The following is a 16,084-nucleotide window of genomic DNA, read 5'->3' as shown; positions in this document are numbered from 1 at the left end:
CTCCTCGTAGACGACCCGCCAGCCGGCCCGGATGATCGCGATGGTCAGGTCGGTGTCCTCGGCGAGAGTGTCGTCGCTGAGCCCGTTGACCTGCGTCAGCGCCTGCTTGCGGAACGCCCCGATCGCCCCGGGCACGGTCGCCATGCAGCGCATCACGTCGTACGCCCGCCGGTCGATGCTGAACCCGACCACGTACTCGATGTGCTGCCAGACCGCGATCATGGTGTTCCGGTTGGCGACCTTGGCGTTCCCGGCGACCGCGCCGATCTCCGGGTCCGCGAACGGCTGGACCAGCAGGCGTACGGTGTCCGGCTCGAAGACCGTGTCGCCGTCCATCATCACCACCACGTCGGTGCCGGCGTGCGCGATGCCGTTGTTGAGCGCGGCCGACTTGCCGCCGTTCGGCTGCCGGACCACCGTCACGTCCGGGTACTGAAGCGCCTCGGCGATCTCCGCGGTGCCGTCGGTCGACCCGTCGTCGACCACCACCACCCGGATCGGATGATCGCTCGCCACCAGCGACCGCAACGTGTCGGCGATGCATTCCTTCTCGTTGTACGCCGGAACGATCACCGTGACCGGATCGGTGTACGCCGGCCCCCACACGTCCGCACGACGCTGCCGTCGCGCGTGCCGGCGGCCCAGCACCAGCATCAGCAACAGCCGGGCGACGGTGAGCACACCGAGGAGCAGCAGCAGCCAGGAGAACCCGACGGTCGCCTTGGTGGCCAGCTGCACCGCGCCGACGAGACCCAGCCCGAGGCCCCGCTCGGCACTGGTCGCGGTCGGGTTGACGGTGTCCATCCCGGTCAGCGCGGCGACCGTGGTGAAGGTGTAACCGACCTCGGTCAGCTCCGGGATGACCTCGCGCAGCGCCGCGGCCGTCTTGGACCGGTCGCCGCCGCCGTCGTGGAAGAGCAGGATCGCCCCGGCGTCGTCGTCCGGGGTCACCGCCGTGACGATGTCGTCGTAGGTGACCGCCGACTCCCAGTCCCGGCTGTCCAGGTTGTTGATCACGGTGAGGTACCCGGCCTCGCCCATCTCGGCCATCACCGACCAGGTGGGGTTGTCGAGCGCGGCGACCGTGGACGAGTACGGCGGACGGAAGATCACGCTGGTCACCCCGGCCGCTCCGGCCAGGGCGTACTGCGTCTCCTGCATCTCGATGCTGCGCCGCTGCTCGCCCTTGGTGGACAGGTCCGGGTGGGTGAAGGTGTGGATGCCGATCTCGTGACCGCCGTCGTGGACGTCGCGGACCAGGTCCGGGTACTTGGCGATCTCCGAGCCGATCATGAAGAACACGCCCGGTACCTGGTACTCGGCGAGCACCTCCAGGATCTCCGGGGTGTACTCCGACGACGGCCCGTCGTCGAAGGTCAGCACGATCTGCTTGTCGCCCGGGCTGACCGTGGCCGTGGAGTCCCCGTCGGTCTGGATGATCGGCCCGCCGCTGAGCGCCGCGTCCGGCACCTGATCGACGTCGCTTGTCGACTCGACCGCGCCGTCCTGGGCGAACTCGCCCTGCACCACACCGTTGACGACGAGGATCCCGGCGAACAGCAGCAGCACCACACCGAGCACGATCCAGCGCGGCCGGGGCACGGGAATCCGCCGCCGTACGGGTGCGTCGACGGACACCTGACTCTCCCTCGCCGATGGGTGCTCATCGTCACCATCGGCCGCGCCCCGGCTTCGCTGAGTCAGCGAAAAGGCCTGTTCGGGAGTGCGATAGTGCCTGGGTGCGCCCGATACACCGCCGGTTCGCCGGCACCGCGTCCGTCGTGCTCCTGCTCGCCGCGACGGCGTGCAGCGGCAGTAGCGGCGACTCCGGAACGACCGCGGCCACCAGCACCCCGCAGACGACGTCGTCGGCGAGCCAGTCGATGCCGAGGGTCGCGCCGTACATCGACATCGTGAGCGGCACGGTCGACATCGCGGAGGCCGCCGAGAAGAGCGGCCAGGCCGACTACACGCTGGCGTTCCTGCTCGCCGACAGCTCCGGCGAGTGCACCCCCACGTGGGGCGGCACCAAGAGCCTGGAGGACGACACCGTCCAGTCCGAGATCGAGAAGATCAAGGCGGCGAACGGCGACGTGATCGTCTCCACCGGCGGGGCGACCGGTACCTATCTGGAGAACGTCTGCACCGCCGAGAAGCTGGCCGAGGCCTACTCCTCCGCCCTCGACGCGGCCGGCAGCAACTATCTCGACGTGGACATCGAGCAGACGGTCACCCCCGGCACGGTGACCGCGGCCCTGAAGACCCTGCAGACCGACCGGGGCGCCGCGGTCTCGCTGACCGTGCCGGTGGGCGGGAGTGTGCTCGGCCTCACCGACACGACGATCGCCCTGCTGCAGAGCGCGAAGGACGCCGGCCTGGAGATCACCGTCAACGCGATGACGATGAACTTCTCTCAGGAGAGCTCCTGGGGTGACGACATGGTCAGTGCCACCCGGGCGGTCCAGGCCGACCTGGCCGACATCTGGACCGACGCCGACGACGAGGAGCTCTGGGCGATGCTGGGAGTGACCCCGATGATCGGCGTCAACGACACCGGTCCGGTGACCCGGGCGTCCGACGCGCAGACCCTGCTCGACTTCGCCGGGGACAAGAACCTGGGATACGTCCGGTTCTGGTCGGTCAATCGCGACAACGGCGGTTGCACCGACGGCACGGTGCAGAGCACCTGCAGCGGCCTGACCCAGTCCGACTACGAATTCACGAAACTGTTCACGAATTTCGACGGATAAATGGTTCAGGAAGACGTGGTGGAACTGGAGGCCGACGCCGTGGCGGTCGCCGTCGCGGTGGTCGACAGCGAGGCCTTCGTGGTGAGGCCGGCGTCCGCGGCCTGCACCACACTGGCGCCGACCACGCCGATGTACAGGGCCGCGAACAGGGCGACGAAGAAGCCGACGACCGCCAGCAGACGCTTGCGACGGCCGGTCCCGTCGACGAAGACCTGAACGCCGGCGACCTCTTCGGACATGGTGGCACTGCGGATCATCTGTTGATTCCCTTCGCGACGCCGCGCACGGATCCCCTACGGATATGCGCGACTCCCACGACATTAGGAATCGACCCTACGAATCTCCTTAGCGAACTCCGCACGGAGCCTGTGTGGTCGCGGGATCACGGAAGGTCACCACGGATGATCCGGGCCAGGTACGACTCGCTGTGCATCTCGTGCGGTTCGTACTTGAAACGCAGCTTGTGGGCGAACGAGCCGTCCAGGATCGTCCGGTAGGCCACCGGGTCGTACGGCTGCAACATCACCGACTGCAACGCGTGCGGCGGCCGGGAACCCCGGCGCAGGCCCGCGTCCCACTCGGCACGGAACCGCTCGTCGAGGTGGTGCAGCATCTCGAACACGTGGTGCATCAGGAAGTAGTCGATCAGTTCGCCGCGCCGCTCCCACCAGAGGAAGCAGGCAGCCCGCCACAGATGCACCGGATAGCTGCCGGGACGGGCCGCCAGGAACCAGCTGGAGATGTACGGCCCGGTGTAGTTGAAGGCGAACAGGCTGCTCCGCTCCAGCGCCGCCGTGACGTGCGGCCGCAGCGGCTCGGTGACCAGGCAGGTGCTGTCCACCCAGACGCCGCCGAACTTCTCCAGCAGCAGCAACCGCAGCAGGTCGGAGAAGTGCGTCCGGTCGCCGCCGAGCGCCTCCGGCAGACCGTCGGGGACGTCCACGTAGCTGCCGACGTTCGCGTCGCTGAGCTCGTGCACCCGGCTGTCCGGGTTGCGGTCCCGCAGCGCCGCCAGGCAGGCCCGCACCACCGGCGGGGCACTGTCGAAACCCTGCCCCCAGTACACGAAGATCGGCTGGTCGAAGCCGCTGGTCACCGGCCGGGCCAGGCGCTGATCGGCCTGCCTGCGGATCTGGTCCAGGTGCTCGGCGACGAACAGGCCCAGTTCGCGGCGGGCGCCGTAGCACTTGACGTCCATGCCCAGCACCGCCGGACCGTCGAAGGGCAGACCGGTGTCGTACGCCAGCGCGGCCGCCGTGGCCCGCCGGCTGTCGTCGCGCCGCTTCAACTTGTCGTAGGCGAACGCCAGGGCGTACCCCCGTTCGACCGCGTCCGGCCGTTTCGCCACCGCGCCGCGCAGCAGTTTCTCGGCGGCCGGCCAGCGGTGCTCGGCCAGGGCGATCCGGCCCAGCTCGTACGCGGCCGCGCCGTCCGGATCGCCGTCGCGGGTCACCCGCCGCAGCGCGCGGATCCCGGCGTCCTGGTCGCCCAGGGCCAGCGCCACCCGGGCCGCGGTGATCCGGTCCCCGGGTACCAGCGACCGCAGCAGGGCCGCCTCCTCGGCCGCGCCGGAGGCCGCCAGGCGTACCGCCTCCGCCCCGATCGCGGCCGGGTCCGCCGACGGCCGGGTCCGGAGCCGCCGGGTCGACGGCGACGCGTCCGGTTCGCCGTTCCACGCGTACGTGTGGAAGAAATCGTCCGGTGTGGAGCCGTCGAAATGCTCGGCCGTCACCGCGGTCTCGATGAGCGAGTAGTCGTAGAAGTGCACGACGCCGCCGCCCTGGGCCATCCCGGCGACGAGCCGGATCCCGGCGCCGCGGGCCTGTTCCGGCACCGTGAAGGTGACGCTGATCCGGTGGTGGCCGCACTCGTTGCGGGCCGGCGCCGACCGGGCCAGGATCCGCGTCGTGCCGTCGGCGACGGCGACCGGCGTCAGGCTCAGAGCCGCCGGGTGCAGTGCGCCGGTCAGCGGCTCGGCCAGGTGGACCGAGACGCTCGCGGTGTAGGTGCGGCCGGGTCGCATGCCGAGCCGGAACTCGCCGGAGGCGGTGCGCCCGCCCGGCGCGATGTGTGTGTCGTTGCCGGTGGACACGCCCTCGACCCGGGCTCCGGTGGTGCCGGGCCGGCCGGGCACCTCGGTGAAATCGCAGGAGCAGTGCGGGCTCACGAACACCCCGCCGGTCTCGAGCGGCCGGTCCGGTGCGCCCCGGAATCCGGGGTCGGGCACCAGGTTGACCAGGGCCGGCGCGACCGGCGGCGCCGGCGGGTGCAGGCGTCCGGTCACGGCCGTCCGCACCCGGGCCAGCCGGGACCGGAGCGTGGCGATCGGCGTCATCGGGTCCTCCACAAGACACGTTAAGGGAATTTCGGTGGTTTACCGGTCAGATCGGGAGGACTACTGCGGATGGTCGGCCGGAGACACAGGTGACGCTCATCCGGTACCGGCTCAACCGCCCGGCGAAGACCACCGACGGCGCCAGCGACGGCCCCGGATCGACGCGTTGCACGGTGAACCCGGAGGCCGGTTCCCAGGCCAGCAGTTCGGCTCCGCCGTCCGCGCAGCGGGCCAGTACCGAACCGCCGGGTGAACTCAGGACGGTGCCCTCCGGCGCCGGGGAGGTGGGCGTGACGCTGACCGTGACGCTCGGTTCGGGCGCCACCGAGGAGACACCGGCCGACGGTTCCGGCGGCAGCGCTCCGGACGACTCGGCGGGCTCCGGGATCGGCACCGCCGCGAACGACGGGAACCCCGAGGCTCCGGCGGCTGCCGACGGCGTCCGGCCGGGACGGGTCGCGGCCTCGGTGGGCCGGCTGCCGACCGGAGCGACGGCCTCGGTCTCCCGCACCCACGGGGACACCACCGGCGGCGCGGCGATCCCCGGCTCGGCACCGGATCTCCCACCGCCACCGGCCATGAGCAGGGGAAGGGCGGCGATCAGGGCCGCGGTCAGGGCGCCGGCCAAAAGTTTGGCACGCTTCGATCGCAGGGGTACGCGCAAGGCCCGCCAACCGGAACCGGCCCGTCCCGTGGTGGCCGCGCCGCCGCCGGGCGCCGTGGCGGGCGCTCCGCGTGCCCGTCCCGTGGCGGCCCCGCCCTCGGACCGGCCCCGGACCGACGCCATGCTCTCCCGGACCAGGGCCACGTCGTCGGCGCCCTCACCCGTCACGGCCACCCCGTCGACCGGCGGCGGGAAGAGGGGCGCCGTCGGATCGGCGACCGGCTGCTCCGCCTCGGGATCCGGGACGGTCGCCGCCCGGGATCCGCGGTCGTCACCGCGTACCCCCGGTGCCCGGAAAGCGCTCGCGGCCTCGGCCGCGTCACCCAGCAGGCCCGCCACCTCGTCCGCGCCCGGCCGGTCGGTGGGTTCCTTGGCCAGGCAGCGGGCCACCAGGTCGACCACCTCGGACGGCACACCGGGCAGCCGGGGCAGCGGCGCCGGCTCGATGTGGACGTGGGCGGTGAGCATCTGCGTGGTGGTCTCGACCGTCCACGGGGAGGTCCCGGCCAGCAGCCGGTAGAGCAGCACCCCGAGCGCGTAGACGTCGGAGGCGGGCTCGATCGTGCCGCCGGTGAGACGTTCCGGTGCGAGGTACGCCGGCGTTCCGAGCAGCGCGTCCTCCGGCGACGCCGGGCCGGCCACCGCCGCGATGCCGAAGTCCACCACCTTGGCGCCGGCCGGGGTGACCATGACATTGGCGAGTTTGATATCGCGGTGCACGAGTCCGTCGTCGTGTGCGGCGGCCAGCGCGGAGGCGATCTCGCCGCAGATCCGGAACACCGTCCGCGGCGGTATCCGGCCGCGCGCGACCCGTTGTTGCAATGTCGGCCCGTTGATCAATTCCATGACGACATAGGGAACCGTCCGGCCGTGTTCCGACGACTCCCCGAAGTCGTAGACCTGCGCGATGTTGGGATGCGAGAGGGTCGCCGCCGCCCGCGCCTCGTGCAGGATCCGGGCCCGGAAACGCGGGTCACCCACATATCTCCCGGCCAGTAGCTTCACCGCGACCGGCCGGTTGAGCACCTCGTCGACCGCCCGCCACACCACCGCCATGCCGCCCCGGCCGAGTTCCTTCTCCAACCGGTACCGGCCGCCGAGTTTCCGCTCCTCCTCCACTTGAGGCAGTCTGCCGAAAGCCGCGCCGATTCGCACATCCGAGAACACTCGAACGACATTCACCTCTCACATTTCATGTCCCTTTTCTACGCCATTCGATGAATTGACACGACCGCCCTTCATGATCGATTCAAGGAGCCCGGCGATCGCCTGCCCGCCTTGATCACCGGGTGCCGCGGGGAACCCCGTGCCGCCCGGCCGTAGGGTCTGCCCATGACGGAAAGCTGGCGGCACCTCCCCGCACCCGCCCGGCCGGTGGCGGCCTCGACCACAGCCGCCGTCACGGCGCTCCGGAAGGGTGACACCGCGGCCTTCGCCGCCGCGGGCGAACGGCTGGCCGGGCTCGACCCCACGCAGACCGGCCTGATCCTGGGCACCGTGGTCCGGCTGCTGCTCGAGGACGGTCACCCGGACGGGCTCACCGCCGACGACGTGCGGGCCACCCTGGCCGGATGCGTGCGCTCCTGGCCGGACGCCGACCCGCAGGTGACGCTCTGGCTGTTGGCCGGCGCGCTGGGCGTGCTGGACGAGGACGGCGCCGCGGCCCCGAAGCCGGACGCGCTGGTCCACAACGCGATCTTCCTGATCACCGATCTGCTCACCGGGCGTCCGGTGGCGCCGTGGCTTACCGCCGCGCTCGGCGAGATCGAGCACACACAACTCAACGATTAAAACTTTGCAGTCTCTGCAAGTTTCTGCGTAGCCTCCTGGAGTGACCCCGGAGAACACGCAACGCCCCGGCGTGCGCGAAACCAAGCGCAGGCAGACCCGCCTGGCCCTGATCGGCGCCGCCCTGCGCCTCGCCGACACCCACGGCGCCGACCGGGTGACCGTCGACGCCATCAGCGCCGACGCCGGGGTCTCGCCGCGCACGTTCTTCAACTACTTCGCCACCAGGGACGACGCCCTCGTCGGCGACCCCCTGGAGGGCTGCCCCAACCCCGGCGAGGAACTCCGTGCCGTACCCGCCGACAGGTCCGTACCGGACGCCCTGCTGGAGGTCTTCACCCCCGGCCTGGCCCGGATCGAAGAGGACCGGGACCTCTGGCTGCTGCGGATGCGGGTCTTCGAGAAGAACCCGCAACTGCTCCCGCTGCTCGCCGCCGCCGGCATGACCGCCGAGCAGGAGATGGCCGACGCCATCGGGCAACGCACCGGCACCGGCCCGGACTCGGCGTACCCGGCCGTCGTCGCCGCGGCCGCCGGCGCCGCCCTACGGGTCGCGCTGTGCCGCTGGGCCGCGCCCGACAACACCGCATCCTTCCTCGACCACTTCCGCGAAGCCGTCGGCGTGCTCGCCGCCGGCCTCTCCCACCCTCCTTCCGAGAAAGCGCAGTCATGACAGCCACCGCACCCCCCGACAAACCCGAGACCGCCGGCCGGATGACGCAACGCGAGGTGGTGCAGGCTCTCTCCGGCCTGCTGATCGGCATGTTCGTGAGCATCCTCGCCTCCACCGTGGTGGCGAACGCGCTGCCCCGGATCATCGCCGACCTCAACGGCAGTCAGTCGGTCTACACCTGGATCGTCACCGCCGAACTCCTCGCCATGACGGCCACCGTCCCGCTCTGGGGCAAGATGGCCGACCTCTACAGCAAGAAGCTGCTGATCCAGCTCTCCCTCGGCCTGTTCGTGGCCGGCTCGCTGGTCGCCGGCTTCACCCCGAACGTGGAGATCCTGCTGGTCAGCCGGGTCATCCAGGGCGTCGGCGCGGGTGGCATGACCGCTCTGTCGATGATCGTGATGGCCGCGATGATCCCGCCCCGCGAACTCGGCCGGTACTCCGGCATGTTCGGCGCGGTCTTCGGCGTCGGCACCATCGCCGGACCGCTGATCGGCGGCGTCCTGGTGGACACCTCCTGGCTGGGCTGGCGCTGGTGCTTCCTGGTCGGCGTGCCGTTCTCGCTGATCGCCATCGCGCTGCTGCAGAAGACCCTGCACCTGCCTGTGGTCAAGCGCGAGGTGAAGATCGACTGGCTGGGCGCGCTGCTCATCACCGGCGGCGTCAGCACCCTGCTGATCTGGTCCACGCTGGCCGGTGACAAGTTCGACTGGGCGTCCTGGCAGACCGCCGCCATGGTGGCCGGTGGCCTGGCCCTGCTCGCGCTCGCGGTGTGGGCCGAATCCAAGGCCGCCGAGCCGATCATCCCGCTCGGCATCTTCCGGCACCGCACGGTCACCCTGACCATCGTCGCCAGCATCCTGGTCGGCGTGGCGATGTTCGGCGGGACCGTGTTCCTGTCGCAGTACTTCCAGATCTCGCTCGGCAAGACGCCGACCGTCGCCGGTCTGATGGGTCTGCCGATGGTCTTCGGCCTGCTCGTCTCCTCCACGGTGGCCGGCGCCCTGATCACCAAGTACGGCCGGTGGAAGGCCTACCTGGTGGCCGGCGCGGTGGTGATGACCACCGGAATGCTGCTGCTCAGCACGATCGGCGCGGACACGAGCGTGGTGCTGCTCTCGGTGTACATGGCGGTGCTCGGCATCGGCGTCGGCCTGCTGATGCAGAACCTGGTGCTGGCCGCGCAGAACGAGGTGCCCGCCACCGAACTGGGCGCCACCACCTCGGCGCTGACGTTCTTCCGCAGCATGGGCGGTTCCATCGGGGTCAGCGCGCTCGGCGCGGTCCTCTCCCACCGGGTCAGCACGCTGTTCGCCGAGCGGTTCGGCACGCCCGACTCGGGCGGCTCCACCGAGGTCCCGGACATCAGCACGCTGCCGCCCGAGGTGCTCACGGTGGTCCAGGACATCTACGGCACCGCCACGTCCGACCTGTTCCTGGTCGGGGCGCCGATCGCGTTCCTCGCGGTGATCGCGGTGCTGTTCATCAAGGAGAAGCCGCTCTCCGAGCTGTCCGGCGAGGAGCGTGCCGCGCGGGAGCAGGCCGCGGCCTCCGCACACTGACCTCGCGACTCTGACCTCGGGGCTCTGCCCTCCGGCCCGGTTCAGGGACGGGAGCTACACGAACGGCCCGGTTCTCGTCACGAGAGCCGGGCCGGTCGTCGGTCAGGAGGGTCGCAGGCCCACCGAGGTCCGCGGCGACGGCGGCTCGGCGCACCCGAGCAGGCCGACCAGGCCGGAGACCCAGAGCTGGCGGTAGACCGTGGCGCTGGGGTGACTGACCACCAGCTTGACGCCGCTCGCCGCGGCAGTGTGGAAACAGGCGACCAGAATGCCGATCCCGATGCTGTCGATCAGCATCACGCGTTGCAGATCCAGACAGATGCGACTCGGCGTCATGCTGGTCAGGACCTCGTTGACCGCGTCCCGCATGACGTGTGCGTTGTCGAGATCGATCTCACCGCTCGGAGCGACCTCGACAGTGCCGTCGGCCAGCTGGCGGGTCGTGATCGGCAGATACACAGCTGCCCTCTTCCTGGCGTGCAGCCGGAGCTGAACGCCGACTTTCCGCGGGACACGATGCGCCGGCCGTGGAACAGAGCCGGACGCGAGCAGCGCTCGCTGGGGGACGCCGGAAACGCAAACCCGCGTTCCTACAACAATCCGCTGGTGTGCAAGTTACGCCACGTAGGCGCGGAACGCCAGAGTAGTTCATATGGCCGGAATGTGCTGGATCGGTCAGTGCATGGCGGGCCGCGTTGACTGTCCACAGCATCGGAAAGAATACTCACCGTATGCGATGGAGCGCCGGGCGGAATGGTTGACGCCCTGCCCGGAGAGACGCCGGCACCGGGCTTCGGCCCCTACCACGACGGCGTCGCCGACCAGGGGCGGGAGATTCTGAATCGTTTCTACGACCCGGTGTCGGTGACCACCCCCGACGGCGCGGATCCCGAGGTCGACGGGGATGTGATCCAACTCGGACCGCTCACCGTCGGTCATCTCACTTTCGCCGGATCGGTGACAGTCGTCGCACCGAAAGCCGACGCGTACCACCTGAATCTGCCGACCGCCGGGCGTGTCCGGGCCGTCCGCGACGGCCGGGAGGTCACCGCGACACCGGCCGCCGCGGTCACGTTCCGGCCCGGCGACCAGGTCCACCTGCGGCACGAGGCGCAGTCGGCCGGCATCGACGTGCGGATCGAACCGTGGGCCCTGGAATCCGAACTGGCGACGCTGCTCGGCCACCCGGTGGACGGCCCGATCGACCTGCCCCCGGCCTTCGACCTGACCACCGGCCCGGCACAGAGCTGGAGCCGCCTGGTCCGGCTCCTGCACGAGGAACTCGACCACGAGAGCAGCCTGATCCACCAGCCGCTCATCGCCGAACAGCTCTGCAGCAGCGTCCTCAGCGGCCTGCTGCTGAGCGTGCCGCACCCGTACCACGAGGAACTGGTCACCCCGGGCGGCACCGGTCCACCCCGGGCCATCCGGCGGGCCCTGACCGCGATCGGCGACGAGCCGGAACGCTCCTTCGCCGTCAGTGACCTGGCCGCCGTCGCCGGCATCAGCGTGCGGTCCCTGCAGGAGGGCTTCCGGCGGCACGTCGGGTGCACTCCGATGGCGTACCTGCAGCAGGTCCGGCTGGACCGGTCGCACGAGGCGCTGCGTCAGGGCGGGCCGGCCCGGCTCACCGTCGCCGAGGTGGCCAACCGGTGGGGTTTCGCCCACCTGGGGCGGTTCGCCTCTGCGTACCGGGCCCGGTTCGGCGAATCACCATCGGAGACGCTGCGCTCCTCGTCCGGGTGACCCCGAGAGTCACCCGGACGGGTCGTTCACCGGCTGCACGTCATCGCGACCCGTGATCACCCGGGCGGGTCGTTCACCGGCCGTGAGTCGCCGCGAACCGTGAGATCACCCGGACGGGGTCATGCACCGGCCGCACGTCGGCACGGGGCGCGGACCGGGACTCACGGGTGGCGCGGACGCCGGTTCACTCTCCCGGGTCGCAGCGGCGCGGCCGCGGGATGCCGTCGGTCCGGCGCGGCGCCGTCGCGGTTCCGCCGAAGATCCGGCCCCGGGTCGGCGACCAGTCCCGCCACGGTCCCAGCCGCGGTGGCACCGCGACCTGCTCACCGTCGTCCCCGGCGGCGCGCTGCCGCCGCAGGTACGCCACCACCCGCTCAGCCGCCGATTCGCCGTCCTCCGCCAGGTTCAGCAGCATGCGGCGGCTCACCTCGTCCCGTGCCGCGTCTCCGGGCGTCTCGCCGGCCGGCTCGTGGTCGCGCAGCAGGGCCGCCAGCCCGGCCAGCGCCCGCGCCACCTCGTGCGCGTCCCGCTCGGCGTCCCACAGGCCGGTCACGGCCCTGTCTCCTGCTCTGCGGTGCGGTCGGTCATGTGGTGCATCCCCCTCACCCCTCACGTGCCGGGGGCGGCTCCGCCGGCCCGGCGTGACCTCCGCCGGGCAGTCCACCCCGGTGCACGTGACAAGCCGAAAATGTATTCGGCTCGCTACTTTCCGTCCATCCGTAACGCGCAGGTTCTGTCCAGTTAGCGCTCAGTTCGACTTCCACCCCGGTTACCCGCAGTGGACGCGAGTAACCGGGCGACCGCCGAACCCGGTCGCCGGAGCGCACCAGCAGGGACACCCGGCACCCCGTCTGCCCGCGGGAACCCGGGACAGACCCGGCCTCAGCGGGATTCGTCCAGGCGGACACGGACACCGTCGCGGGCCGAGAGTTCGGCGGCGGCCAGGACCGCGGTCACGGTGGCGCCGAATCGCGCGTCGCACTCCGGCCCCGGACCGCCCGCCGCCGCGCGCAGCAACTGGTCCAGGGCCGTACCCAGGGCCACGTCCGGCTTCCAGAGGGCCGGCGGCACCGCGCGCACCCCGGCCTCCCCGGCGAAGACCGCCTCCTCGCGTGCGGCCGCGGGCGGCGCGTCCACCGACAGCGTCAGACGGCTGGTGGCGCCACTGCCGTGCCGCAGCAGCAGGTACGTCAGATCGCGCTCGCCGGACATCGCGGTCACCTCGGCCACCGGCCCGAGCACCGGCAGCACCAGGGCCAGCGCGTGCGGGCCGACGTCCCAGAGGCCGCCGCGTTCCCGCCGCCACGGGGAGGCGCCGAACGGGTTGTCCGGTGTGAAGATCGAGCCGAGGTGGTCGACGCGGGCCTCGCTCCAGCCGCCGATCGCCACCACGTCGTCCAGGAAGCCGGCGATCTCCGGGGCGAACCGGCGTGTGAAGAACACCACCGACGCGACGTCGTGGTCCTCGACCGCCTGGGCGATCTCCGCAGCCTCGGTGGCGACCGTCGCGACCGGCTTGTCCAGCAGCAGGTGCCGTCCGGCGCGGGCGGCCCGCAGCGCGATCGGCGCCTGCACGTCCGGCGGCAGCGCCACCGCGACCGCGTCCACCTCGGCGATCAGCTCGTCGACATCGGAGTACGCCCGCGCGCCGTACTCCGCGGCGAGCCCGGCCGCCCGTCCGGCGTCACGTCCCCAGACGCCGGCGAATTCCACCTCCGGATGTGCCGCCAGCGCCGGCGCGTGCGCCAGGTGTGCCCAAGGTCCCGTTCCGAATAGTCCGAAGCGCACCTGATCGCCCATCCTCGTGTCGACCGATCTCCGGGCCGGAAGTTACCAGCACAGCGACGGATCAGTAACCTTTCCCGGGTGAACGGTCCCCTGTCGGTGACGACCATCGTCGTCTCGCTCGTCCTCGCGGCGTGGTACCTCCTGCGGTCCGCGCTGAACCGCGCTCCCAGCCGCGCCGACCTGATCGCCGTCGGTCTGCTCAGCGCCCTCGTCACGGTGCTGCTCGGAGTCGCGGTCGCCGGCCTGCTGACCGGGGAGCAGCCGTCCGACACCACGACCTACATCGGCTACATGATCACCACCATCGGGTTCGGGCCGACCGCCCTGGTGCTGGCCAAGATGGAGCCCACCCGTTTCGGCAGTCTGATCCTCGGGATCGGCTGCCTCGTCCTACCCGTTCTCGTGCTGCGTCTGCAGCAGATCGCGTCGGTGACCGGTGCCTGATACCGCCCCCGTCAAGTCCGCCCGCCCCGGCGACGCCGCCCTCGGCACCGGCCTCGGCCGGGTCCTGCTGCTGGTCTACGGCATCTTCGCGCTCTCCGCGAGCGCCCGTGCCCTGGTCCAGATCAGCACCAAGTTCAGCGAGGCGCCCCTCGCCTACCTGCTGTCCGCGCTGGCCGGCGCGATCTACATCGCGGCCACCGCCGGGCTCGCCGTGGGCGGCACGCGCGGCCGGCTGATCGCCCTGGTCAGCTGCACCCTGGAGCTGATCGGCGTGCTGGTGATCGGCACGCTCAGCGTCGTCGACAGCGTCGCGTTCCCGCACGACACCGTGTGGTCGCACTTCGGCAGCGGTTACGGATACGTCCCGCTGGTCCTGCCGTTCGTCGGCCTCTGGTGGATCTGGCGCCACCGCCCGGCGGCCTGATCCCCGGTCAGCCGGCCTCGATGGTGTGCGGCACGAAGTTGCAGGAGTCCCGGGTGACCAGGCCCTCCGTGCCGACGCCCTCGCGGATGCCCATGCCCGCCGGCTCACCGTCGATCAGCCACGAACCGATCACCGGGTGCGCGGTGCCCTCCAGCGACTCGAAGGCCGGCAGCTCGCACAGCTCCTGGACGATGTAGCGCCCGTCCGAGCCGTACTCCGAGGGGTTGGCGACGAGCGGCACACCGTCACGGACCAGGGTCACCGAGCCGCCCTCACGACCCCAGACCGGCTTCTTCGCGTACGACGTGAGCGCCGCCGCCTTCGAGGATTCCGCGAAGTAGGACGGCAGCAGGTACCGGCCCCGCTCCGGGTCGTCGCCGAACAGTCTCCACAGCACCGGCAGCAGCGCCTTGTTGCCGAGCAGCGCGGCCTTGTACGGCGGCTCGATCCAGACCGTGCCGCGTTTCTGCGGGTCGGCCATGTTCCGGAAGAAGGCCTTGCCGCCCTCCTCGTGCCAGAACCACTCCCACGGGTAGAGCATGAAGATCACGTCGATCGGTTCGGCGCGGTGTTCCTGTCCGGGGGCCGGGACGAACAGCACACGGTCGCCGGCCACGTCCCAGCCGATCTGGCTCATCGCGATCAGTTCGACCGGATAGCCGGCCTCCTCCGCGGTGGCCATCAGGTAGGCGACGTTCATCCGGTCCTCACCGGACGTCTCGGCCGTCTCGTACGCGAAGAAGATCTTGGGTTTCTCCGGGAGCCAGGTCCGTGCCTCGCGCAGCTTGCCGATGTTGCGCCGCCAGGCGCCCGGGTTGGCCGGCTCACCGTCGGCGGCCTCCCAGCCGACCAGGCGTTCGTGGATCGAGTTCCACTGCCGCCAGGGGTGCCGGGTGACGCCGGTCTGGTCCATCCAGTGCCACTGGATGACGGCGGCCTCGACCAGTGACGTCGGGGTCTGCGCGTTGAACTCGAGCAGCCGCGGGGTGCTGCCGGCGCCGTTGTACCAGAGGTCGAAGCGACCGTAAACGGTCGGCGACCAGTCCGGCGTCTGCATCGGCAGGCGCATGTCCGGGTCCTTGTCGTGGTGTGTCCACGTCTCCGCGTCGCCGTCGAACCAGGTCCGGATGATCTGCTCGTGGGTGTACTCGGGGATGCCGATCCGGGACAGGAAACACGTCTCGTCGTTGCAGACCGACGTGAAGAAGCCCTGTTTACGACCCTCGGCGGTGCGTCGCGGGCACTGCTGCACCATCCAGTCGCCGGCTTCGAGGCACATCGCGTAGAGGGTCGAGGTCGCGGTCTCCAACTCCTCGATCTCGGCGGCGGTGAAGTCGTAGTGCGGCCCCTCCTGCCAGTACGACCGCATCGTGCCGTCCGGCAGTTCGGTGTCGTTGTACGTCAGCCCGAGACTGAAATTGGTCAGCTGCCAGCCGTCCCGTACCGGCCCGTACGCGATCCGCCGCATCGTCATCCACCCGATTTCGTGCCGGAGCCGGACCGGCTGGTGCCGCTACCGCCCTTGCCGACCACACTGGTCTTCACCGTGCCGTTGGAGATCTTCCCGCTGCTGGGCAGGCCGAACTTCGTCCGCGACGAGGTGTCGTTGTATGCGAACTTGCTGCCCCCGGCCGGCAGTCTGCTGCCGACCGGGTAGCCCTTCTTGTATCCGGACGAGTGCCAGATGAAGAAACCGCCGCCGCCGCTCCCGCCCCGGTCGTCGTCGCAGTAGTCCTCGTCGACGACGACACCGTTGGCGTCCGCGCAGTAGAAACCCTCGTCCACGTACTGGTTGCCGCCGCCGTTGTCGCAGGCGGCCGCACCGCCCGCGGCCAGCAGGAGGAACGTGCTGGTCAACGACACGCTTCGGGAGCTCATGCGTCGGTTCATGATTTCTTTGTAAACCTTCT

Annotated in this window: 16 protein-coding genes; 7 read left to right on the top strand and 9 right to left on the bottom strand. The window is 70.7% G+C overall.

Going from position 1 to position 16,084, the window contains the following annotated elements; translation table 11 throughout:
- On the bottom strand, positions 1 to 1,638 hold a 1,638-nt coding region (locus WH85_RS32220), incomplete at its 3' end, for a glycosyltransferase (RefSeq protein ID WP_045745837.1).
- Positions 1,639 to 1,739: 101 nt separating this feature from the next.
- Here WH85_RS32220 and WH85_RS32215 point away from each other — a divergent pair.
- Complete coding sequence (locus WH85_RS32215; protein WP_045745836.1) at positions 1,740 to 2,750, top strand: glycoside hydrolase family 18 protein; 1,011 nt, start codon at positions 1,740 to 1,742, stop codon at positions 2,748 to 2,750.
- A 5-nt stretch (positions 2,751 to 2,755) separates the two neighbouring features.
- Here the strand turns inward: WH85_RS32215 and WH85_RS32210 are convergent, their stop codons facing one another.
- The 3 genes from WH85_RS32210 to WH85_RS32200 form a co-directional block, all read right to left on the bottom strand.
- Positions 2,756 to 3,007 (bottom strand): hypothetical protein, encoded by a 252-nt coding sequence (locus WH85_RS32210; RefSeq protein WP_045745835.1) that lies wholly within the window; start codon positions 3,005 to 3,007, stop codon positions 2,756 to 2,758.
- Between the two features lie 125 nt (positions 3,008 to 3,132).
- On the bottom strand, positions 3,133 to 5,085 hold the full coding sequence (locus WH85_RS32205; protein ID WP_157411345.1) for a capsular polysaccharide synthesis protein: 1,953 nt from the start codon (positions 5,083 to 5,085) through the stop codon (positions 3,133 to 3,135).
- Between the two features lie 46 nt (positions 5,086 to 5,131).
- Positions 5,132 to 6,868 (bottom strand): serine/threonine-protein kinase, encoded by a 1,737-nt coding sequence (locus WH85_RS32200; protein WP_045745833.1) that lies wholly within the window; start codon positions 6,866 to 6,868, stop codon positions 5,132 to 5,134.
- Positions 6,869 to 7,081: 213 nt separating this feature from the next.
- On the opposite strand from WH85_RS32200, the gene WH85_RS32195 reads away from it, so the two are divergent.
- Genes WH85_RS32195 through WH85_RS32185 form a run of 3 tightly spaced genes read left to right on the top strand, consistent with a single transcriptional unit; the run spans position 7,082 to position 9,772 of the window.
- On the top strand, positions 7,082 to 7,540 hold the full coding sequence (locus WH85_RS32195; protein WP_045745832.1) for a hypothetical protein: 459 nt from the start codon (positions 7,082 to 7,084) through the stop codon (positions 7,538 to 7,540).
- Between the two features lie 40 nt (positions 7,541 to 7,580).
- Complete coding sequence (locus WH85_RS32190) at positions 7,581 to 8,210, top strand: TetR/AcrR family transcriptional regulator (RefSeq protein WP_045745831.1); 630 nt, start codon at positions 7,581 to 7,583, stop codon at positions 8,208 to 8,210.
- On the top strand, positions 8,207 to 9,772 hold the full coding sequence (locus tag WH85_RS32185; RefSeq protein ID WP_045745830.1) for an MDR family MFS transporter: 1,566 nt from the start codon (positions 8,207 to 8,209) through the stop codon (positions 9,770 to 9,772). Before WH85_RS32190 ends, WH85_RS32185 begins: the two co-directional genes overlap by 4 nt.
- A gap of 102 nt (positions 9,773 to 9,874) precedes the next feature.
- Here WH85_RS32185 and WH85_RS32180 read toward each other — a convergent pair whose 3' ends face one another.
- On the bottom strand, positions 9,875 to 10,231 hold the full coding sequence (locus tag WH85_RS32180; RefSeq protein ID WP_045745829.1) for an STAS domain-containing protein: 357 nt from the start codon (positions 10,229 to 10,231) through the stop codon (positions 9,875 to 9,877).
- A gap of 294 nt (positions 10,232 to 10,525) precedes the next feature.
- On the opposite strand from WH85_RS32180, the gene WH85_RS32175 reads away from it, so the two are divergent.
- Positions 10,526 to 11,518, top strand: a complete 993-nt coding sequence (locus tag WH85_RS32175) for an AraC family transcriptional regulator (RefSeq protein ID WP_045745828.1) — start codon at positions 10,526 to 10,528, stop codon at positions 11,516 to 11,518.
- 184 nt (positions 11,519 to 11,702) lie between these two features.
- Here WH85_RS32175 and WH85_RS32170 read toward each other — a convergent pair whose 3' ends face one another.
- Both WH85_RS32170 and WH85_RS32165 read right to left on the bottom strand, forming a co-directional pair.
- The gene (locus WH85_RS32170; RefSeq protein WP_045745827.1) at positions 11,703 to 12,071 is read right to left on the bottom strand and encodes a hypothetical protein; all 369 of its coding nucleotides are present in this window, start codon (positions 12,069 to 12,071) and stop codon (positions 11,703 to 11,705) included.
- 329 nt (positions 12,072 to 12,400) lie between these two features.
- Complete coding sequence (locus WH85_RS32165; protein ID WP_211275513.1) at positions 12,401 to 13,306, bottom strand: Gfo/Idh/MocA family protein; 906 nt, start codon at positions 13,304 to 13,306, stop codon at positions 12,401 to 12,403.
- Positions 13,307 to 13,384: 78 nt separating this feature from the next.
- Here WH85_RS32165 and WH85_RS32160 point away from each other — a divergent pair, with 78 nt between their 5' ends.
- Positions 13,385 to 13,750 (top strand): hypothetical protein, encoded by a 366-nt coding sequence (locus tag WH85_RS32160; protein WP_052720968.1) that lies wholly within the window; start codon positions 13,385 to 13,387, stop codon positions 13,748 to 13,750.
- The gene (locus tag WH85_RS32155; RefSeq protein WP_045745824.1) at positions 13,743 to 14,174 is read left to right on the top strand and encodes a hypothetical protein; all 432 of its coding nucleotides are present in this window, start codon (positions 13,743 to 13,745) and stop codon (positions 14,172 to 14,174) included. The genes WH85_RS32160 and WH85_RS32155 overlap by 8 nt, the downstream gene beginning before the upstream one ends.
- 7 nt (positions 14,175 to 14,181) lie before the next feature.
- On the opposite strand, the gene WH85_RS32150 is transcribed toward WH85_RS32155, so the two are convergent.
- A complete protein-coding gene (locus WH85_RS32150) occupies positions 14,182 to 15,648 on the bottom strand; it encodes a glutathionylspermidine synthase family protein (protein WP_245674184.1) in 1,467 nt (488 codons plus the stop codon).
- Positions 15,645 to 16,052, bottom strand: a complete 408-nt coding sequence (locus tag WH85_RS32145) for a hypothetical protein (protein ID WP_245674183.1) — start codon at positions 16,050 to 16,052, stop codon at positions 15,645 to 15,647. Before WH85_RS32145 ends, WH85_RS32150 begins: the two co-directional genes overlap by 4 nt.
- Between the last annotated feature and the right edge of the window lie 32 nt (positions 16,053 to 16,084).

Source organism: Actinoplanes rectilineatus (assembly GCF_000962825.1).
Lineage (GTDB): Bacteria > Actinomycetota > Actinomycetes > Mycobacteriales > Micromonosporaceae > Actinoplanes > Actinoplanes rectilineatus.
The sequence above is the reverse complement of the archived record's forward strand: the minus strand, read 5'-3'. Positions and strand labels throughout refer to the sequence as shown.